The organism is Burkholderia sp. BCC1998 (assembly GCF_905339875.1).
Classification (GTDB): Bacteria; Pseudomonadota; Gammaproteobacteria; order Burkholderiales; family Burkholderiaceae; genus Burkholderia.
Map to the genome: position 1 here is coordinate 140303 of NZ_CAJPHE010000015.1, position 19301 is coordinate 159603.

The 19301-nt window shown below is 68.0% G+C and carries 18 protein-coding genes; 10 read left to right on the plus strand and 8 right to left on the minus strand.

Annotated elements, in window-relative coordinates:
- Positions 1 to 3: 3 nt before the first annotated feature.
- From rqpS to U5A56_RS24375, 5 genes are all read right to left on the minus strand, one after another.
- Entirely contained in the window at positions 4 to 819 is an 816-nt protein-coding gene (gene rqpS, locus U5A56_RS24350; protein ID WP_321803216.1) for a quorum system sensor histidine kinase RqpS, read from the minus strand.
- A 416-nt stretch (positions 820 to 1235) separates the two neighbouring features.
- A complete protein-coding gene (locus U5A56_RS24355) occupies positions 1236 to 2006 on the minus strand; it encodes a ferredoxin--NADP reductase (protein WP_059535031.1) in 771 nt (256 codons plus the stop codon).
- Between the two features lie 359 nt (positions 2007 to 2365).
- A complete protein-coding gene (locus U5A56_RS24365) occupies positions 2366 to 3181 on the minus strand; it encodes an endonuclease/exonuclease/phosphatase family protein (protein WP_124486665.1) in 816 nt (271 codons plus the stop codon).
- Positions 3182 to 3186: 5 nt separating this feature from the next.
- The gene (locus U5A56_RS24370; protein ID WP_257774004.1) at positions 3187 to 3675 is read right to left on the minus strand and encodes a hypothetical protein; all 489 of its coding nucleotides are present in this window, start codon (positions 3673 to 3675) and stop codon (positions 3187 to 3189) included.
- A 146-nt stretch (positions 3676 to 3821) separates the two neighbouring features.
- On the minus strand, positions 3822 to 4550 hold the full coding sequence (locus U5A56_RS24375; RefSeq protein WP_321810932.1) for a nitroreductase: 729 nt from the start codon (positions 4548 to 4550) through the stop codon (positions 3822 to 3824).
- Positions 4551 to 4777: 227 nt separating this feature from the next.
- On the opposite strand from U5A56_RS24375, the gene U5A56_RS24380 reads away from it, so the two are divergent.
- The 10 genes from U5A56_RS24380 to U5A56_RS24425 all read left to right on the plus strand — a co-directional run bounded on the left by U5A56_RS24380 (position 4778) and on the right by U5A56_RS24425 (position 16144).
- Complete coding sequence (locus U5A56_RS24380) at positions 4778 to 5758, plus strand: AAA family ATPase (protein ID WP_044848851.1); 981 nt, start codon at positions 4778 to 4780, stop codon at positions 5756 to 5758.
- Between the two features lie 151 nt (positions 5759 to 5909).
- Positions 5910 to 7019, plus strand: a complete 1110-nt coding sequence (locus U5A56_RS24385) for an NAD(P)/FAD-dependent oxidoreductase (RefSeq protein WP_321924914.1) — start codon at positions 5910 to 5912, stop codon at positions 7017 to 7019.
- Between the two features lie 173 nt (positions 7020 to 7192).
- Positions 7193 to 7504: a high-potential iron-sulfur protein gene (locus tag U5A56_RS24390; RefSeq protein ID WP_021163765.1), complete on the plus strand. Its 312-nt coding sequence runs from the start codon at positions 7193 to 7195 to the stop codon at positions 7502 to 7504.
- A 188-nt stretch (positions 7505 to 7692) separates the two neighbouring features.
- Positions 7693 to 9000, plus strand: coding sequence for an MFS transporter (locus U5A56_RS24395; RefSeq protein WP_124492201.1), 1308 nt, complete (start codon positions 7693 to 7695; stop codon positions 8998 to 9000).
- A 313-nt stretch (positions 9001 to 9313) separates the two neighbouring features.
- On the plus strand, positions 9314 to 10942 hold the full coding sequence (locus U5A56_RS24400; RefSeq protein ID WP_044848854.1) for an ABC transporter substrate-binding protein: 1629 nt from the start codon (positions 9314 to 9316) through the stop codon (positions 10940 to 10942).
- A 117-nt stretch (positions 10943 to 11059) separates the two neighbouring features.
- Entirely contained in the window at positions 11060 to 12070 is a 1011-nt protein-coding gene (locus tag U5A56_RS24405; RefSeq protein ID WP_044848855.1) for an ABC transporter permease subunit, read from the plus strand.
- Between the two features lie 4 nt (positions 12071 to 12074).
- On the plus strand, positions 12075 to 12992 hold the full coding sequence (locus U5A56_RS24410) for an ABC transporter permease subunit (RefSeq protein ID WP_044848856.1): 918 nt from the start codon (positions 12075 to 12077) through the stop codon (positions 12990 to 12992).
- A 2-nt stretch (positions 12993 to 12994) separates the two neighbouring features.
- The gene (locus U5A56_RS24415) at positions 12995 to 13993 is read left to right on the plus strand and encodes an ABC transporter ATP-binding protein (protein WP_044848857.1); all 999 of its coding nucleotides are present in this window, start codon (positions 12995 to 12997) and stop codon (positions 13991 to 13993) included.
- On the plus strand, positions 13990 to 15006 hold the full coding sequence (locus tag U5A56_RS24420; protein ID WP_124570738.1) for a peptide ABC transporter ATP-binding protein: 1017 nt from the start codon (positions 13990 to 13992) through the stop codon (positions 15004 to 15006). The genes U5A56_RS24415 and U5A56_RS24420 overlap by 4 nt, the downstream gene beginning before the upstream one ends.
- Positions 14999 to 16144, plus strand: coding sequence for a TraB/GumN family protein (locus tag U5A56_RS24425; protein WP_124486659.1), 1146 nt, complete (start codon positions 14999 to 15001; stop codon positions 16142 to 16144). The genes U5A56_RS24420 and U5A56_RS24425 overlap by 8 nt, the downstream gene beginning before the upstream one ends.
- Positions 16145 to 16714: 570 nt before the next feature.
- Here U5A56_RS24425 and pxpA read toward each other — a convergent pair.
- The 3 genes from pxpA to pxpB are packed head-to-tail and all read right to left on the minus strand — an operon-like array spanning position 16715 to position 19254.
- Positions 16715 to 17479, minus strand: coding sequence for a 5-oxoprolinase subunit PxpA (gene pxpA / locus U5A56_RS24430; RefSeq protein WP_321924919.1), 765 nt, complete (start codon positions 17477 to 17479; stop codon positions 16715 to 16717).
- Between the two features lie 54 nt (positions 17480 to 17533).
- Positions 17534 to 18601 (minus strand): biotin-dependent carboxyltransferase family protein, encoded by a 1068-nt coding sequence (locus U5A56_RS24435; RefSeq protein ID WP_124520540.1) that lies wholly within the window; start codon positions 18599 to 18601, stop codon positions 17534 to 17536.
- Complete coding sequence (pxpB, locus tag U5A56_RS24440) at positions 18598 to 19254, minus strand: 5-oxoprolinase subunit PxpB (RefSeq protein ID WP_044847862.1); 657 nt, start codon at positions 19252 to 19254, stop codon at positions 18598 to 18600. The genes U5A56_RS24435 and pxpB overlap by 4 nt, the downstream gene beginning before the upstream one ends.
- Between the last annotated feature and the right edge of the window lie 47 nt (positions 19255 to 19301).

A 19301-nucleotide genomic window follows, 5' to 3' on the forward strand; every position in this document is an offset into this window, starting at 1 on the left:
ACCTCACGAAAGCGACGCGCGGCGCGCGGCGGCCGGCACCGCGAACAGCGAGTCCCACGCGAAGCGCGCGATGACGCGCGTGCCGCGGCCCGCTTCCGGCGCACGCGCGTCGAAGCTGCCGCCGAACGCCTCGCAGCGTGCGCGCATCCCGGCGAGGCCGTAGCCGGCGCGCCGGCTGCGGGCAAAACCGGTCCCGTCGTCGGTGACGATCAGGGACAGATGGGTGGCGTCCGTGTCGATCTGCACGTCGACGGACGCCGCGCGCGCATGCTTCGCGACGTTCGACAGCGCTTCCTGCGCGACACGGAAGATCGCGAGCGCGCCGGCGCCGCCGAGTTGCGTGAGCCGCGCGTCGGCCGCGCAGACGAAGCTCGTACGCAGGCCGGTGCGGGCCGCGTGGCTGTCGGCCCACGTCGACAGTGCGCCGACGACGCCGCCGTCGAGTGCCGGCGTGTCGCGCTCGTCGATCAGCCGGCGGTTGGCGTCGGTCGCGGCGTCGAGCGACCGCTGCGCCAGCTCGAGCGCGCGCAGGCAGCCCTCCGGCGCATCGGCCGGCAGCCACGTTTGAACGTTTGCGAGCGCGAAACGCGCGGCGGTAAGTTCGGCGCCGAGCCCGTCATGCAGTTCGCCGGCCAGATGGCGGCGGGCCGCTTCGTCGGCGGCCGTCAGCTGAAGAGACAGTGCCGCGATCCGGGCGGCGGACGTGTCGCGGTTGGGCAGGGCTTCGGCCACGGGGGCTGCCGCGCCGTCGCCAGGCACGCGCGGCTGCGACGGGAACGGGGCGTGGGCGCCCGGGGGCGCGTTGAGCGACGTATCCATGACTCTCCCTGCTGTCAGAAAGCGGTTCGGGCACCGGCTGGCTGCGTGAATCGGCTGCCGTTTCGATGACGGTCGCCGTCAGGGAATCGCCCTTTGCCGAGGTAACAGAAGTTACAATTTGTAACGTTTGAGTCCGACCCTTCAATGACCGTCCCGACGCCAACCATGCGGGCCGAATAATATCTCAAAAATTTTGAAAAGGTCATGTCAGACGGAGGTTTAAGGGTAAATGTGAATAATCGGAATGAAGCTGGCTGTAGGAAAAACACCGACACGAAAGCACCGGCGCTGCGCGTATCCAAATGTAACGATTTGACATGGAATGGTCCCAGTTTGTTACGAATTCGCCAAGTAGGGACGAAAAAAAACCGGAGCTTTTGCTCCGGTTCTTGATACGGCACAAATTCGGGGCTCGATCAGTCCACGAATGCGCGCTCGATCACGTAGTGACCCGGCGCGCTGTTCTTGCCTTCGACGAGGCCGGCCTGCTTCAGCAGGTCGGTCGTGTCCTTCAGCATCGCGGTGCTGCCGCACAGCATCACGCGGTCGTTTTCCGGCGAGAACGCCGGCACGCCGAGGTCCGTGAACAGCTTGCCCGTCGCGATCAGGTCGGTGATCCGGCCCTCGTTGTCGAACGCTTCGCGCGTGACCGTCGGGTAGTAGACGAGCTTTTCCTTGATGATGTCGCCGAGGTACTCGTGGCCCGGCAGGTCGTGCTTGATGTAGTCCATGTACGCCAGCTCGCCCTTCAGGCGGCAGGTGTGCGTCAGGATGACCTTGTCGAAGCGTTCGTAGATGTCCGGGTCGCGGATGATCGACATGAACGGCGCGAGCCCCGTGCCGGTCGACAGCATCCACAGCGTCTTGCCGGGCAGCAGGTTGTCGGCGACGAGCGTGCCGGTCGGCTTCTTGCCGATCAGCACCGAGTCGCCCACCTTCAGGTGCTGCAGGCGCGACGTCAGCGGGCCGTTCTGGACCTTGATGCTGAAGAATTCGAGGTGCTCTTCGTAGTTCGGGCTGACGATCGAGTAGGCACGCGCGAGCGGCTTGCCGTCGACCTCGAGGCCGACCATCGTGAATTCGCCGTTGTTGAAGCGCAGGCTCGGCTCACGGGTGCAGGTGAAGCTGAAAAGCGTGTCGGTCCAGTGATGGACGGATTGGACGGTGGCGGTGTCGTATTTGCTCATGGCTTTGAAAACGGACGCGCGTAGCGGACGCGTGTAACGGGCCCAAAAACGGGCAAAAAAACCGAGTGCGTCGGCCCGATCGCGGATCGGCCGGCCGGCGCGTCGGACACGCGCCTTCTCGATGACAGACGTTTGAGGAACTCTTTATTTTACCCTGCTTGGGGCAGATGCGGGCTTGACCCGCGCGGCTGCGCGGATTTGGCGCAACGGAATCTTGCAAACAGCTTTCAGTAAGCGGCAGCGAGCTTCGCGCCGCGAACACGCGGGTCCGGAACGCGCACGCTTTCGAGCCGGTCAGGCAGGTGAACCGGCCGCCGCGATATGCGCTTCGGTAGTCGCGGGCATGCGGTGCTGCCGCGTCACTGCGAATCGAGGCGCAGCCGCGCGATATACGGCAGGTGGTCCGACAGCCACGCGGTTTCGCCGGACGGCGCCTGCCATTCGAGCGGCGTCAGCCCGCGCACGAACATCTTGTCGAGCGCGAGCGCCGGGGAGAACGCGGGGAACGTGCGGCCCGACTCGCCGAGCAGCGTCGCGACTTCGGACAGCCCGATCTCGGCGAACAGCGCGACCGAATCGTTGCGCCAGTCGTTGAAGTCGCCGGCGAGCACGAGCGGGTCGTCGCCCGCGTTGCGCACGATCCAGTGCGCGATCCAGTGCATCTGGCGCAGCCGCGCCGCACGCGTGAGCGCGAGGTGCGCGCACAGCAGCGTGACGGGCCGCGCGCCGGCGAGCGTCGCGCGCGCGACCAGCAGCCCGCGCCGCTCGAAGCGGTGCGCGGAGATGTCCCAGCGGCCGCCGAGGTCGAGCGGGTGCGGCGACAGGATCGCGTTGCCGTGCCGCCACGACGGCTTGAACACGTTCGGTCCGAGCGCGATCTGCCAGTCGAGCGCCTGCGCGATCTCGGTGGCCTGGCAGTGCCACACGTCGTCGACCGCGTCGTCCATCGGCGCGCCGAAGCCGGGGGCGAGCATCGGGCGCGGCATGCGGCGCGCCATCGCTTCCTGCAGGAAATACACGTCGGCGTGCGTCGACTGCATCCAGTTGCGCATCGCGTTCCATGCGGTGAAGCCGAGCGGCGAGCGGCCCTTGTGCAGGTTCCAGCTGACCGCGGTGATTTCGTCGGGCGCGGCGTGCGGTTCGGCGAACGGCAGGGACAGGGCGTCGGCGGACATGGCGCTCAGTCCTTCGCGACGTGCGCGCGCACGCGGTAGACGAGATGCGGGCGCTGCTCGACGAGCGTCCAGTCGGTCCATGCGTCGCCGCCGACCGACAGCCCCGGATGGCTCGCGACGATCTGCCGCGGCGACGCGGGCACGCACGGATCGTTGCGCGTCGCGTTTTCGTCGTCGAGGGTTTCCTGCACGTCGAGCGCGAGCGACACGGTGCGGGCGGCGTCGTCGACGGTGAGCGGCGCGACCGTCACCGAGCGCGAGCGCTCGGTCGGCACGACGCGCGCGGCGTTGCCGCAGCCGACGGGCACGGCGGACGGATAGCGATGGGTGTCGGTGCGGGTCTGACCGACGGTGGTGCGTTGCTGGAACGTGTCGATCGTCTGACCGTCGCGCACCACCTGGATCTCCCATGCGACGGCTGCCGGTGCGGCGCTCTGCGCATGGGCCGCGAGCGCGGCGCTCGCGAGCAGGACGGCCAGGCCGTGTTTCAGCATGAAACTTCTCCGGAAACGCGGGGTAGCGGGGAACGGACGCACATCTTACGCCCGATCGATCCGGACGGTCGCGTGACACGATGCGTCGCCGCGGGTTCGCAGCACGATTTGGTCCTGATCGAAAGGTAGGTGCGCGTCACGCGTTTTCAAGCGAAAAAGCGCGCGAACTCGGCGACGCTCGCGCGCTCGGTGACGAGGCGGTTCTCGATCGCGTGCGGGTCCGCATGGCCGAGCGACATCCCGCACACGAGTTGCTCGTTGGCCGGGATGCCGAGATGCTCGGCGACGATCCGGTGGAACGGCACGAACGCGGCCTGCGGGCAGGTGTCGAGGCCGCGTGCGCGCGCGGCCGTCATCACGCCCTGCAGGAACATCCCGCAGTCGAGCCATGCGCCGTGCGTCATCACGCGGTCGAGCGTGAAGAACAGCGCGACCGGCGCATCGAAGAAGCGGAAGTTGCGCGCATGCTGCGCGTGCATGCGGGCCTTTTCGTCGCGGCCGATGTTCAACAGACCATACAGGTCCCAGCCGACCTTGCGGCGCCGGTCGATGTACGGGGGCACCCATTCGCGCGGATAGTAGTCGTACTCGGCGACGTATTTCTCGTCGCGCGCCGGATCGTCGTATGCCGCGGTGAGGGCCGCGGCGAGCGCGTCGCGGGTCGCGCCGGTCGCGACGTACACGTGCCACGGCTGGATGTTGGTGCCCGACGGCGCGCGGCTCGCGGCTTCGAGGATCGCCTCGAGCGTGTCGCGCGGCACGGGCGTCGGCAGGAACGCGCGAATCGCGCGGCGCGACTTGAGCGCGGCGTCGACAGCGTCGACGGCGTGGATCGCGTCGGGATCGACGCGCGAGACAGCAGCGGGGACGGACATCGGCAACCCTTCGAGACGAAGCGCGCGGCGCCGCGCGGGCGCCGTGGCGAGGCCGGCGCGACGGCCGGTGAATCATCGATCATACGCCGCGCGGCGCGACGCCGCAGCGCGCGCACGGTGTTAGCAGCAGACCGCGGTGGCTGCTTGCTTGCACGCCGATGCGGGATCGCTACACTGAAATCGTAAGGGTCTGATGATCGTGTGGCGGCAGCAGTGGCGAGGTTGGTATGACGACGGCGATGGTGAAACAGGAACTGGCGGTGGCGTCCTTCAGCACGGTGTACGACCTCGAGCAGGTCGAGACCGCGTTGAACGAGCTGAACGAGAGCGCGAGCGACGCACTGCGCGCTACCTACGAGCGGATGCTCAAGACCGGCAATCTGCGCTTTTGCGTGAAGCCGAACCGGATGCCGTCGTTCGACGAACTCGGCGACGCGCTGCCCAATTTCACCGAGCCCCTCGACGACGTGCGCAAGCAGGTCGCGCTGTGCCTCGAGACCGACGACCGGCTCGAACTGATGCCGATCCTGCTGCTCGGGCCGCCCGGCATCGGCAAGACGCATTTCGCGAAGGCGCTCGCACAGCTGCTCGGCACCGCGTACCACTACGTGCCGATGAGTTCGCTGACGGCCGGCTGGATCCTGTCGGGCGCGTCGTCGCAATGGAAGAACGCGAAGCCCGGCAAGGTGTTCGAAGCGCTCGTCAACGGCAGCTACGCGAACCCGGTGATCGCGGTCGACGAGATCGACAAGGCGGGCAGCGACGCGCAATACGATCCGCTCGGCGCGCTGTACGCGTTGCTCGAGCACGACACCGCGCGCGCGTTCGTCGACGAATTCGCCGAGGTGCCGATCGATGCGGGCAACGTGATCTGGGTCGCGACCGCGAACGATGCGCAGGCGATCCCGGAGCCGCTGCTGAACCGGATGAACGTGTACGAGATCGCGCCGCCGGACGCGGCTGGCGCGCGCCGGATCGCGCAGACGATCTACGACGAGATCCGCACGTCGCACGCGTGGGGGCGGCGCTTCCCCGACACGCTCGACGACGACGCGCTCGACGTGCTGGCCGCGACGCCGCCGCGCACGATGCGCCGTGCGCTGCTGCATGCGTTCGGCGCCGCGCGGCTCGACGGCCGGGACGTGATCGCACCGTCCGACATCCGCGCCGACGAGGGCGCGGCGAAGCGCCGGCCGATCGGGTTCTGAGCCGGCGGCGCGCGCCTCGCCGCGGCCTGCGCGCGTCGCGCCGTGCGGCGCGGCGCACGCGACATGCCGATGCAAGCGCGTTCGGCAGGCGGGCGAACCGGGACGTACAATTCTCTTCTCTCCCCTCGACGCGTGAGCGACGCGAAACGCCATGGAGCAGATGGATTGTGTGGTGATCGGCGCGGGTGTCGTCGGTCTTGCGATTGCGCGGGAGCTGGCCGCGCGCGGACGCGAAACGATCGTGCTCGAGGCGGCCGACGCAATCGGCACGGGCACGAGCTCGCGCAACAGCGAGGTGATTCACGCGGGGCTCTACTACGCGCGCGGCTCGCTGAAGGCGATGTCGTGCGTGCGCGGGCGCGACCTGCTGTACGAGTTCTGCGAGACGCGTCACGTGCCGCACCGGCGCGTGGGCAAGCTGCTCGTCGCGACGAGCGCCGCGCAGGTGAAGCAGTTGAAGGCGATCGCCGCGCGCGCGGCGGAAAACGGCGTGCTCGACCTGATGCCGCTCACGCGCACCGAGGCGCAGACGCTCGAGCCCGCGCTCGATTGCGTGGAGGCGCTGTTTTCGCCGAGCACCGGCATCGTCGACAGCCACCAGCTGATGCTCGCGCTGCTCGGCGACGCGGAGCGCGACGGCGCGGTGTGCGCGCTGAAATCCCCGGTCGAGTCGATCGACGTGTTGCGCGGCGGCCGCTTCGTCGTGCGCACCGGCGGCGACGCGCCGACCGAAATCGAGGCCGCGTGCGTGATCAACAGCGCGGGCCTCGGCGCGCAGGCGCTCGCACGCCGCACGCGCGGCCTCGATCCGCGCTGGGTGCCGCCGCTCTATCTCGCGCGCGGCAACTACTTCAGCCTGTCCGGGCGCGCGCCGTTCTCGCATCTCGTCTATCCGATGCCCGACCGCGCGGGGCTCGGCGTGCATCTGACGCTCGATCTCGCCGGGCAGGCGCGCTTCGGCCCGGACGTCGAGTGGGTCGATGCGCTGCGCTACGAAGTCGATCCGGCGCGCGCGCCGGCGTTCTACACGTCGATCCGCACGTACTGGCCCGACCTGCCGGACGACGCGCTGCAGCCGGCCTACGCGGGGATCCGGCCGAAGCTTGCGGGGCCCGGCGAGCCGCCGGCCGACTTCATCGTGCAAGGCACGGCGCAGCACGGCGTGCGCGGCCTCGTGAACCTGTTCGGCATCGAGTCGCCGGGGCTGACCGCGTCGCTCGCGCTCGCGCAGCGCGTCGCCGACATGACGTCGCATGGCTGACGTTCACGGCCCGCATCCGTGCGGGCCGGCCGTGCGAAACCCCGGGCGAGACCCCGTGTGAAATCCCTTATCTCCGGCATTTCGGCGCGCACATTCATGCGCTTGAGCGTTATTCTGTTGAACGGCCGTCGCCAGAACGGCTTTCAAACCGATAACGTTGGAGCGAGTCCCCCATGAAAACATCCCGTCGGAGTTTCCTGATCACGAGCATCGGCGCCGTGTCCGCGCTGGCGCTGTCGCGCGAAGCGCTGGCCGATGCGCCGATGCTGTCGGAAACGGATCCGACCGCCGTGGCGCTCGGCTACAAGGCCGATGCGACGAAGGTCGACAAGACGAAGTATCCGAAATACGCAGCGGGCCAGGATTGCGCGGCCTGCATGCTGTACCAGGGCAAGAAGGGCTCGGCGTCGGGCCCGTGCGGTGCATTCCCGGGCAAGCAGGTATCGGCGAAGGGCTGGTGCAGCGCATTCTCGAAGATGGGTTGATGCCCGCGGCGGCATCGTGCGATGCCGCAATGTGGCGAAAACCGCAAAACGCCCGCCATCGGACGATGGCGGGCGTTTTTTATGCTTGAAAACGGTTCCGTCGCTTTCTACACTCGCTGCAAACCAACGCGCCGCGGGCCCTCCGCGCGTCGCGCCCGATACGGCGGATTCACGAGAACGAGGCTCGCATGGCGACGATTGCGAATTCAACGAAAACGATCCGGCCCGAGCGCGCGCTGAACCGCCGCGCGGTAGTCGCCGCCGTGATCGGCAACGCGCTCGAGTGGTACGACTTCACGGTGTTCGGCTTCATGACCGTCGTGATCGCCGAACTGTTCTTCCCGACGACCAGCGAATACTCGTCGCTGCTCCTGACCACCGCGACCTTCGGCGTCGCGTTCTTCATGCGCCCGATCGGCGGCATCGTGTTCGGGCTGTACGCCGACCGCGCGGGCCGCAAGGCCGCGCTGTCGCTCGTGATCCTGCTGATGACGGCCGGCATCTTCCTGCTCGCGATCGCGCCGCCCTATGCGGCGATCGGCATCGGCGGCCCGCTCCTGATCGTGCTCGGCCGCCTGCTGCAGGGCTTCTCGGCGGGCGGTGAATTCGGCAGCGCAACGGCGCTGCTGATCGAAGCCGCGCCGTTCTCGAAACGCGGCTTCTACGGCAGCTGGCAGATGGCGAGCCAGGCGGGCGCGCTGCTGATCGGCGCGCTCGTCGGCGCGGCCGTCACGCGCGGGCTGTCGCACGACGCGCTGCGCAGCTGGGGCTGGCGCGTGCCGTTCATCCTCGGGCTCGTGATCGGCCCGATCGGTTTCTACATCCGCCGTCATCTCGCCGATTCCGAAGCGTTCCTGCATGCGCAGCAAAGCGCACGCCGCGCAACGCTCGGCGAAGTGTTCACGCGCCATCCGCGCGAGGTGCTGTGCGGGCTCGGCTCGGTGATCGCGCTGACGGTGACGGTCTACGTGCTGATCAGCTATCTGCCGACCTTCGCGGTGAAGCAGCTGAAGCTGCCGTATGCACAATCGTTCTATGCGGTGATCATCGGCAACCTGCTGCTGATGGTGCTGTCGCCGGTCGCGGGCGCATGGTCGGACCGCATCGGCCGCAAGGGTCTGTCGCTGTGGTCGCTCGGGCTGACGCTCGTGCTGATGTATCCGCTGTTCGCGTGGCTCGACGCGGCGCCGAGCATCGCGCGGCTGATCGTGGTGCAGGCCGTGCTGTCGGTGACGCTCGCCGGCTATTACGGGCCGTTCGGCGCGATGATCGCCGAGCTGTTCCCGGCCAACGTGCGCTCGACCGGGCTGTCGATCGCGTACAACGTCGCGGTGATGCTGTTCGGCGGTTTCGGGCAGTTCATCGTCACGTGGCTGATCAAGGTGACGGGCACGCCGCTCGCGCCGACCTATTACGTGATGGCGGGAATCGCACTGTCGATCGTCGCGGTCGCGTTCGTGCCCGCGCGCAGCGCGGATCTCGACGCGCCGGCCTGACATTGCATTGCATCGCATGCATCGTTTCGGAAGCCGCAACGATGTGCGGCCTGGCCCTGAGCACGGCGCGACAACCCTCTGCGTTCGCGCCCGAATTGTTTAGTTGTCGAACGAAACATGCGCGGGATGAACGAAATGGCCGCTCGCGCGCGCAGAGGCACTTTTCGCGTGTGCAAGACATCCGCAAAAACCCGCGTGGATGCGCGTCTAGAAGAGTTTTTTCTCCAGCTTGTTGCAAAATCGCTAGCTCAAGTAATATCCGCGTACCCGGCCCCCAGGGGGACCGGTTCCGATCTGGAGACCTGGAGGAAACATGGAATACAACCGTCTGTTGCACACCCTGCGTGTTACCGCCATCGCAGGCGTGGCAGCGGCATCGCTCGGCGTCGCGGGTTCTGCATTCGCACAGATCCCGAACAAAACGCTCGTCTACTGCTCAGAAGGCAGCCCGGCGGGTTTTGATTCCGCGCAATTCACGACCGGCGTCGATTTCACCGCCGCCACGTTCACCGTCTACAACCGCCTCGTCGAATTCGAGCGCGGCGGCACCAAGGTCGAGCCCGGCCTCGCCGAGAAGTGGGACGTCTCGTCCGACGGCAAGGTGTACACGTTCCACCTGCGTCATGGCGTGAAGTTCCACACGACCGACTTCTTCAAGCCGACGCGCGAATTCAACGCGGACGACGTCGTGTTCTCGTTCGAGCGCATGCTCGATCCGAACAATGCGTTCCGCAAGGCCTACCCGGTGTCGTTCCCGTACTTCACCGACATGGGCCTCGACAAGCTGATCACGAAGATCGAGAAGGTCGATCCGTACACCGTGAAGTTCACGCTGTCCGAGCCGAACGCGCCGTTCATCCAGAACATGGCGATGGAATTCGCGTCGATCCTGTCGGCCGAGTACGGCGACCAGCTGATGAAGGCCGGCAAGGCCGCCGACATCAACCAGAAGCCGGTCGGCACGGGCCCGTTCATCTTCCGCAGCTATACGAAGGACGCGACGATCCGTTTCGATGGCAATCCTGATTACTGGAAGAAGGGCGCGGTGAAGCTGTCGAAGCTGATCTTCTCGATCACGCCCGACCCGGGCGTGCGCGTGCAGAAGATCAAGCGCAACGAGTGCCAGGTGATGAGCTATCCGCGTCCGGCCGACATCGCGGCGCTGAAGGCCGACTCGGGCATCGACATGCCGTCGCAGCCGGGTTTCAACCTCGGCTACCTCGCGTACAACGTCGAGCACAAGCCGGTCGACAAGCTCGAAGTGCGTCAGGCGCTCGACATGGCGATCAACAAGAAGGCGATTCTCGAATCCGTCTATCAGGGTGCCGGCCAGGCCGCCAGCGCGCCGATGCCGCCGACCCAATGGTCGTACGACAAGAACCTGAAGATGGCCCCGAACGACACCGAGAAGGCGAAGGCGCTGCTCGCGAAGGCCGGCTATCCGAACGGTTTCGACATCACGCTGTGGGCGATGCCGGTGCAGCGCGCATACAACCCGAACGCCCGCCTGATGGCCGAGATGATCCAGGCCGACTGGGCGAAGATCGGCGTGAAGGCGAAGATCGTCACGTACGAGTGGGGCGAGTACATCAAGCGCGCGCACACGGGCGAGCAGGACACGATGCTGATCGGCTGGACGGGCGACAACGGCGACCCGGACAACTGGCTCGGCACGCTGCTCGGCTGCGAGGCGATCAAGGGCAACAACTTCTCGCACTGGTGCTACAAGCCGTTCGACGACCTGATCCAGAAGGGTCGCACGACGACGGGCCAGGACGCGCGCACGAAGATCTACACGCAGGCCCAGCAGATCTTCGCGCAGCAGCTGCCGTTCTCGCCGATCGCGAACTCGACGGTCTACCAGCCGGTACGCAAGAACGTGGTCGACATGCGCATCGAGCCGCTCGGCTATGCGCGTTTCGACGGTGTCAGCGTGAAGTAACCGGCCTGGCGTAAGCTGTCGTCTTGAGAAGACCGGCTTGAAATCATCCGGCGACGAGGGGCCAAAAGCCCCTCGTCGCCGGTCGTACATTTCCCACAAGAAAATACGAGACGCATCATGTTCACATTCGTGTTGCGCCGCGTGGGCATGGTGATCCCGACCTTCATCGGCATCACCATCCTGGCGTTTGCGCTGATTCACCTGATACCGGGCGACCCCATCGAAGTGATGATGGGCGAGCGCGGCGTCGATCCCGCGATGCATGCGGAGGCCATGAAACGCCTCGGGCTCGACCAGCCGCTGCCCCTGCAGTACATCCACTACATCGGCCGGGCGCTGCATGGCGACCTCGGCACGTCGATCATCACCAACACCAGCGTCGCGGGCGAATTCTTCGCGCGCTTCCCGGCGACCGTCGAACTGTCGCTGTGCGCGCTCGTGTTCGCGCTCGCGGTCGGGCTGCCGGCCGGCGTGATCGCCGCGCTGCGGCGCGGCTCGGTCGTCGATCATGGCGTGATGGGCACCGCACTCACCGGCTACTCGATGCCGATCTTCTGGTGGGGGCTGATCCTCATCATGGTGTTTTCGTCGTACCTCGGCTGGACGCCCGTGTCGGGCCGCATCGCGGTCGAATACGATTTCCCGCATCCGACCGGCTTCATGCTGATCGACGCGCTGCTCGCACCCGACGAAGGCGCGTTCAAATCGGCCGTCAGCCACCTGATCCTGCCGGCGATCGTGCTCGGCACGATCCCGCTCGCGGTGATCGCGCGGATGACGCGCTCGTCGATGCTCGAAGTGCTGCGCGAGGACTACATCCGCACGGCGCGCGCAAAGGGGCTGTCGCCCGTGCGCGTGGTCGTCGTGCATGCGCTGCGCAATGCGCTGATCCCGGTCGTCACCGTGATCGGCCTGCAGATCGGCACGCTGCTGGCCGGCGCCGTGCTGACCGAGACGCTCTTTTCGTGGCCCGGTGTCGGCAAGTGGCTGATCGATGCGATCGGCCGCCGCGACTATCCGGTCGTCCAGGGCGGCATCCTGCTGATCGCGACGCTCGTGATCGTCGTGAACCTGGTCGTCGACCTGCTGTACGGCGTGCTGAATCCGCGCATCCGCCACACGAGGTAATTCCATGAGCAATCTGCAAAACACCCTGCCGAGCGAATCCGCGCCGGCCGGCGGCCGTGCGCTCGCGCTGCGCGAGTTCTGGGCCAATTTCTCGCGCAACCGCGGCGCCGTCGGCGCCGGCATCGTCGTGCTGGTGCTGATCCTCGTCGCGCTGTTCGCGCCGTTGATCGCGCCGCACAGCCCGGTCGAGCAATACCGCGACTACGTGAAGATCCCGCCCGCATGGCTCGCGGGCGGCAACTGGCAGTTCATCCTCGGCACCGACGAAGCGGGCCGCGACATCCTTTCGCGCCTGATGTTCGGCGCGCGCATGTCGTTCTGGATCGGCTTCGTGTCGGTCGTGCTCGCGCTGATCCCCGGCATCGTGCTCGGGCTGATCGCCGCGTTCTTCCAGAAGTGGGCCGACACGCCCGTGATGCGCATCATGGACGTGCTGCTCGCGCTGCCGTCGCTGCTGCTCGCGGTGGCGGTCGTCGCGATCATCGGCCCGGGCCTCACCAACACGATGTTCGCGATCGCGATCGTCGCGCTGCCGGCCTACGTGCGTCTCACGCGCGCATCCGCGCTCGGCGAGCTGCAGAAGGAGTACGTGACGGCGTCGCGCGTGGCCGGTGCCGGCACGCTGCGCCTGATGTTCTCGCAGGTGCTGCCGAACTGCACCGCGCCGCTGATCGTGCAGGCGACGCTCGGCTTCTCGTCGGCCATCCTCGACGCGGCCGCGCTCGGCTTCCTCGGCCTCGGCGTGCAGCCGCCGACCGCCGAGTGGGGCGCGATGCTCGCGTCCGCGCGCGACTACATCGACAACGCGTGGTGGATCGTGACGATGCCCGGCCTGTCGATCCTGATTTCGGTGCTCGCGATCAACCTGCTCGGCGACGGGCTGCGCGACGCGCTCGATCCCAAACTGAAGCGGATGGCGTGACCATGAGCCAAGATCTACTGACTATCCGCAATCTCGCGGTGAACTTCAACGGCCTGCCCGCGGTCGACCGGATCAACCTGTCGATCGCGCCGGGCGAGGTCGTGGGCGTCGTCGGCGAATCGGGCTCGGGCAAGAGCGTGACGATGATGGCGCTGATGGGCCTGATCGATGCGCCGGGCAAGGTGACGGCCGACGAGGTCACGTTCAACGGCGTGGACCTGCTGAAGGCGTCGCCGAAGGCGCGCCGCAAGATCGTCGGCAAGGACATCGCGATGGTGTTCCAGGACGCGCTGACGAGCCTGAACCCGAGCTACACGGTCGGCTACCAGATCAAGGAGGTGCTGAAGCTGCACGAAGGCCTGCGCGGCGACGCGCTGCACCGGCGCGCGCTCGAGCTGCTCGACCAGGTCGGCATTCCGGATGCGAAGAACCGCATCACGGCGTTCCCGCACCAGATGTCGGGCGGCATGAACCAGCGCGTGATGATCGCGATGGCGGTCGCGTGCAACCCGAAGCTGCTGATTGCCGACGAGCCGACCACCGCGCTCGACGTGACGATCCAGGCGCAGATCATGGACCTGCTCGTGAAGCTGCAGAAGGAGCGCGGGATGGCGCTCGTGCTGATCTCGCACGACCTGGCCGTCGTGTCGGAGGTCGCGCAGCGCGTCGCGGTGATGTATGCGGGCGAGGTCATCGAGACCAATCGCGTGCCGGACATCTTCCGTGCGCCGCATCATCCGTATACCGAAGCGCTGCTCGCGGCGATTCCCGAGCACAATCAGGGGGCGCGTCGCCTTGCCGCATTGCCGGGCATGGTGCCGGGCCGCGATGATCGCCCGTCCGGGTGCCTGTTCGCGCCGCGCTGCAAGTACGTCGTCGACGATTGCCGCAAGGCGCGTCCGGCGCTCGATACGCTGGTGCCGGCCAACGATGCGATGCGCGCGCGCTGCATCAAGCCGCTCAATGTTTCCAACCTCGACCTGACGGGAGGCGCACGATGAATGCAGTCCACGAAACGCCTCGCGTGCCGCACGACGAGGAAGCGGTGCTGGTCGCCGACCGGCTCGCGAAGCACTACACGGTCAAGCGCGGGATGTTCGGGCAGGGCACGGTGAAGGCGCTGAACGGCGTGTCGTTCACGCTCAAGCGCGGCAAGACGCTCGCCGTCGTCGGCGAGTCGGGCTGCGGGAAATCGACGCTCGCGCGCCAGCTCACGATGATCGAGACGCCCACCTCGGGCCACCTGACGATCGACGGCAAGGACGTGGCCGGCGCGAGCCGCGAGACGGTCGCCGACCTGCGCCGCCGCGTGCAGATGGTGTTCCAGAACCCGTTCGCGTCGCTGAACCCGCGCAAGACCGTCGAGCAGACGCTGTCCGAGCCGCTCGAGATCAACGCGAACCTGACGGCCGCCGAACGCGCGCAGCGCGTCGCGCAGATCATGCGCACGGTCGGCCTGCGGCCCGAGCACGCGAAGCGTTATCCGCACATGTTCTCGGGCGGCCAGCGCCAGCGGGTCGCGATCGCGCGCGCGATGATCCTCGATCCGCGGATCGTGGTCGCCGACGAACCGGTGTCCGCGCTCGACGTGTCGATCCAGGCGCAGATCCTGAACCTGTTCATGGACCTGCAGGAGCAGTTCAAGACGAGCTACGTGTTCATCTCGCACAACCTGTCGGTGGTCGAGCACGTCGCCGACGACGTGATGGTGATGTACTTCGGCAGCGTCGCGGAGCTCGGCGACAAGGCGACGATCTACGCGCATCCGCGCCATCCGTACACGCGCGCGCTGATGTCGGCGACGCCGGCGATCTTCGAGGAAGACCGCCGCGTGCAGATCAAGCTGCAGGGCGAGCTGCCGTCGCCGCTCAATCCACCGTCGGGCTGCGCGTTTCACCAGCGCTGCCCGTACGCGGTCGAGCGCTGCCGCGTCGAGGAACCGCAGCTGCGCGACGTCGACGGACGCCGCGTGGCCTGCCATCGCGCCGAGGAGGTAGGGGAGGTGAATGCCTGATGGTTTGGCGGCGCGCGCGCCTGGCGTGCGCCGTTCGGGGGGCGGCCGCGCGCGCGTGATGCGCGCGTGCCGCAATGCACGGCGCTGGAGCGTGCGCACGGTCACGGGCGCGGCGCTGGCCGGCGCGTGCGTGGCGGCCAGCGTGCTGGTCCCGGTCGACGCCGCGCGTGCCGAACGGCGCGCGCCGGCGAGTTCGCCGATCCATCCGTCGCAGGTTCCGCCGCCCGGCATGAACCTGCCGGGCTTCCACGTGCCGTCCGTGTCGAACGGCACGGTCGCGCGCGGCACGGTGCGCGTGCAGCCCGCGCGCATGCCGTTCTATGTCGCGACCCGGGGCAGGGTCACGCTGTACGTGCTCGGCACGCTGCACACGGGCGACCCGTCCGACTATCCGCCCGCGCAGCCGTTCCGGCCGCGCATCCTCGCGGCGCTCGCCGCGTCGCCGACGCTCGCGCTCGAACTGTCGCCGGACGACCTCCTCGAATCGCAGGACGACGTGTCGAAGTACGGCGTGTGCCGCTACCCGTGCCTGCAGCGCCTGCTGCCCGAGCCGCAGTGGCAGCGCCTCGCGGCGCGCCTGCGCGGCAACCCGGCCGCGCTCGCGGAGATCCGCCGGATGCGGCCGTGGCTCGCGGCGCTGGTCGTCGAAACCTACGACTCGCTGGCGGCCGGCCTGCAGACCGAGTACGGCACCGAGGCGCAGCTGCAGAACGTGTTCCTGAAGAAGAAGGGCGGCCGCGTGATCGGGCTCGAGACGCTCGCCGAGCAGATGCGCGCGTTCACCGGGCTGACGCTCGCCGAGCAGCGCGAGATGCTCGCGCAGGACATGGTGCAGACCCCGGCGCAGAACGCCGACGACATCAAGGCGCTGCACCGGCTGTGGCGAATTGGCGACGCCGACGCGATCTCGGCGTGGGCGGTCGCGAAGAGCGAGCGGCTGGCCCGTTCGAAGGCGCTGTCGGCGTCGATCGACAACAAGATCCTGTACGAGCGCAACCGGCGCTTCGTTGCACGGATGACGGCAATCGCCGCGCCGAACCGGCCGGTATTCGTGGCCATCGGCGCGCTGCATCTGGGCGGCCCGCGCGGCGTGCTCGAATTGTTGCGCCAGCAAGGGTATCAGGTCGACGCGAACTGATCGCGCCGCGCACCGCGCGCCGATCCTCCCCTGTTTGATCGACGATCCGCACGCGCTGCGAGGCGCCCGCGCGGCCACGCGGCTCGATAAGGAAAACCCTCGAATCTTCAGGAAATAGCGTTTAAAACGATTGACATCCGGTTCTGCCAATCTCTATTCTTCATCCCACAAGTTGAAAAAATGAAAAGAATAGATAAGTTCTACGGGGTAGCAGAAAACAAAGCGCGGGGTTGGCGTAGCCGGCACGTATGTAACGTGCCGGCCGCGGAGTGTCTGCATGCACGGCGGGGCCAAACATCGTCGGCACAACAAATGCATGCGACAGACTTGCGGCATAAGCAACGTTCCGTCGTCCGACCGGGGGAAGCAGCAAGCGGGCGGCGGCGGACGTTTTTTGATCCGGAGCATGTTTCCGGTCACCGTCGACAGACGGTTTCGGGGGGCGAATCGACAGACGGCGAAGTCCGCGGCGATTGCGCCAACAGAAAAGCGCCACGAGGGCGCTTTTTTCTTTTGTGGCGGCGGTTTTCGACCTGCGACGGCTGAGCGCTTCGACGACGCGTCACGCCGTCATGCGTCTTCGCCGGCCTGCAGCGCGCCGGGCGCGACGACGTCGACGCCCGCCGCTTCGAGCGCCGCGCGGATCCGTTTCGCGAACGCGAGCGCATGCGGGCCGTCGCCGTGCAGGCAGACCGTCTGCGCGTTGAGCGGCACCCACTCGCCGCTCACTGCCCGCACCTGCCGCTCGCGCACCATGTCGAGCGTGCGCGTGAGCACCGCATCTTCATCGTCGATCAGCGCGCCGGGCTGGCTGCGCGGCACGAGCGAGCCGTCCGCGCGGTAGCCGCGATCGGCGAACACTTCCTCCACCGCGGCGAGCCCCGCGTGGCGCGCGGCCGCGACGAACACGCTGTTCGCGAGCCCGAACACGGCCAGCGACGGATCGAAGTCGTGGATCGCGGACACCACCGCGTCGGCGATCAGCGGGTCGCGCGCGGCCTGGTTGTACAGCGCGCCGTGCGGCTTCACGTGCGCGATGCGGCCGCCCTCGGCCTGCGCGATCGCCGACAGCGCGCCGAGCTGGTACAGCACGCCCGCATAGATGTCGCCGGCTGGCAGCTGCATTTCCTTGCGGCCGAAATTCTCCGGGTCGTGAAAGCTCGGGTGCGCGCCGATCGACACGCCTTTCTGCACGGCCCAGCGCACGCAGTCGCGCATCGCATTGGCGCCGCCCGCATGCCAGCCGCACGCGATGTTCGCCGACGTGACGAGGTCGAGCAGCGCCTCGTCCGATCCGCATCCTTCACCGAGATCGGCATTCAGATCGATTTCCATGATGTTCCTCGTCCACGGGTGCGTGGCGCGTCCTTCGTCCTGCTTCCGTCATTGTCACGCTGCGCGCGATTGCGCGCGGCGGCGCGTTTCCTCGCGCATCTCGATCGCGACGTCGATCTGGCGCAGATAGGCACGTTCTGCGACCAGGGCGGCGCGCGCGGCGTCGGGTGTCGTGCGCACGAAGCGGATCGGCAGGTTGAGCCGCGCCTGTGCGAGTTTCCAGAGATCCGCGCGGATCACCGTGCCGATCTTCGGATAGCCGCCGGTGGTCTGCGCATCGTGCATCAGCACGATCGGCTGGCCGTTCGGCGGCACCTGGATCGTGCCGGGCAGCACCGCGTGCGACAGCAGCTCGACCGGCCGCTCGCGCACCAGTTCGGCGCCGGCGAGACGATAGCCCATCCGGTTGCTGTTCGCGGTGACGAGCCATTCCTCGTCCCAGAACGCCTGCTGCGAATCGGCCGCGAACGACGCGTAGTCGGGGCCCGGCAGCACGCGCACGGGCATCGCCCACGGCGCATGCGCGGGCCGGTGGCGGCGCGGCGGTTCGTCGACGCGCACGAACGCGCACCACGCGGGCGCCTTCACGCCGAATTCGGGCGCGTCGGCCGCGAGGCAGCCGGCGCCGGCCGGCGGCACGCCGACCGGCAGCCGGTCGCCGTCGCGCAGCGCGCGGCCGCCGAGGCCGCCGAAGCGCGACGCGAGATCGGTGCTGCGCGAGCCGAGCATCGGCAGCACGTCGATGCCGCCCGCGATGCACAGGTAGCCGCGCATGCCGCGTTTCGCGGCCGGCAGCACCAGCGTCTGGCCGGCGTCGACCGGCAGGCTCCACCAGGAATACACGGGCCGGCCGTCGAGCGTCGCGCCGAATTCGGTGCCGGTGATCGCGATGCGCGTCGCGCGCGTGAAGCGGAACGCGGCCGGGCCGATCGTGATTTCGACGGCCGCCGCGTCGGGGCGGTTGCCGACGAGCCGGTTGCCGACCTCGAGCGCGAGGCCGTCGAGCGCGCCGCCCTGCGCGACGCCGAGATGGCGCGTGCCGCGGCGGCCGAGATCCTGCACGGTCGACAGCGGGCCGGCGCGGACGACCTCGATCGTGCCCGGTGCGGTGTTCTGGCTCATGTCGCGTCGACTCCGGCAATGGTGAAGCGTACGCGGTCGCCGGGCAGCAGCAGCGTGGGCTGCGGCCGCGCCGGGTCGAACAGCACGTGCGACGTGCGGCCGATCAGCTGCCAGCCGCCGGGCGACGTGGCCGGATAGATGCCCGTCTGCGCACCGCCGATGCCGACCGAGCCGGCCGGCACCTCGAGGCGCGGGGCCGCGCGGCGCGGCGTGTGCAGCGACGCATCGAGGCCGCCGAGATACGCGAAGCCCGGCTGGAAGCCGACGAAGAACACGACGTAGGCGCCGGCCGCGTGGCGCGCGACGACTTCGTCGGCCGACAGCCCGGTGTGCGCGGCGACGGCGGCGAGGTCGGGACCGGCGGCACCGCCGTATTCGACCGGGATGTCGATTTCCCGGCCGTCCGCGTGCTCGACGTCGGCGGTTTCCCACGCGTCGCGCAGCGCCGGCGTGAGCGAGTCGGCCGTCGTGGCGAGCGCGTCGAACACGATCGTCAGGTTGTTCATGCCCGGCACGACGTCGATCACGTCGGGCCACGCGCGCGCGACCTCGGCGACGGCCCAGACGCGGCGCTGGCAATCGAGCGTGGCGGGCGGCGGTACCTCGCAGACGAGGGCGGCATCGCCGAGCGGATAAATGCGGGGTTGCGTCATCGGACTGGCACGGTTCGGACGGCAATGTTAGCGCACATTGTCAATAA

Bases quoted from the DNA above. Each gene is read 5' to 3' on its own strand.
- rqpS (WP_321803216.1), bottom strand. From the start codon at position 819: ATGGATACGTCGCTCAACGCGCCCCCGGGCGCCCACGCCCCGTTCCCG.
- U5A56_RS24355 (WP_059535031.1), bottom strand. From the start codon at position 2,006: ATGAGCAAATACGACACCGCCACCGTCCAATCCGTCCATCACTGGACC.
- U5A56_RS24365 (WP_124486665.1), bottom strand. From the start codon at position 3,181: ATGTCCGCCGACGCCCTGTCCCTGCCGTTCGCCGAACCGCACGCCGCG.
- U5A56_RS24370 (WP_257774004.1), bottom strand. From the start codon at position 3,675: ATGCTGAAACACGGCCTGGCCGTCCTGCTCGCGAGCGCCGCGCTCGCG.
- U5A56_RS24375 (WP_321810932.1), bottom strand. From the start codon at position 4,550: ATGTCCGTCCCCGCTGCTGTCTCGCGCGTCGATCCCGACGCGATCCAC.
- U5A56_RS24380 (WP_044848851.1), top strand. From the start codon at position 4,778: ATGACGACGGCGATGGTGAAACAGGAACTGGCGGTGGCGTCCTTCAGC.
- U5A56_RS24385 (WP_321924914.1), top strand. From the start codon at position 5,910: ATGGAGCAGATGGATTGTGTGGTGATCGGCGCGGGTGTCGTCGGTCTT.
- U5A56_RS24390 (WP_021163765.1), top strand. From the start codon at position 7,193: ATGAAAACATCCCGTCGGAGTTTCCTGATCACGAGCATCGGCGCCGTG.
- U5A56_RS24395 (WP_124492201.1), top strand. From the start codon at position 7,693: ATGGCGACGATTGCGAATTCAACGAAAACGATCCGGCCCGAGCGCGCG.
- U5A56_RS24400 (WP_044848854.1), top strand. From the start codon at position 9,314: ATGGAATACAACCGTCTGTTGCACACCCTGCGTGTTACCGCCATCGCA.
- U5A56_RS24405 (WP_044848855.1), top strand. From the start codon at position 11,060: ATGTTCACATTCGTGTTGCGCCGCGTGGGCATGGTGATCCCGACCTTC.
- U5A56_RS24410 (WP_044848856.1), top strand. From the start codon at position 12,075: ATGAGCAATCTGCAAAACACCCTGCCGAGCGAATCCGCGCCGGCCGGC.
- U5A56_RS24415 (WP_044848857.1), top strand. From the start codon at position 12,995: ATGAGCCAAGATCTACTGACTATCCGCAATCTCGCGGTGAACTTCAAC.
- U5A56_RS24420 (WP_124570738.1), top strand. From the start codon at position 13,990: ATGAATGCAGTCCACGAAACGCCTCGCGTGCCGCACGACGAGGAAGCG.
- U5A56_RS24425 (WP_124486659.1), top strand. From the start codon at position 14,999: ATGCCTGATGGTTTGGCGGCGCGCGCGCCTGGCGTGCGCCGTTCGGGG.
- pxpA (WP_321924919.1), bottom strand. From the start codon at position 17,479: ATGGAAATCGATCTGAATGCCGATCTCGGTGAAGGATGCGGATCGGAC.
- U5A56_RS24435 (WP_124520540.1), bottom strand. From the start codon at position 18,601: ATGAGCCAGAACACCGCACCGGGCACGATCGAGGTCGTCCGCGCCGGC.
- pxpB (WP_044847862.1), bottom strand. From the start codon at position 19,254: ATGACGCAACCCCGCATTTATCCGCTCGGCGATGCCGCCCTCGTCTGC.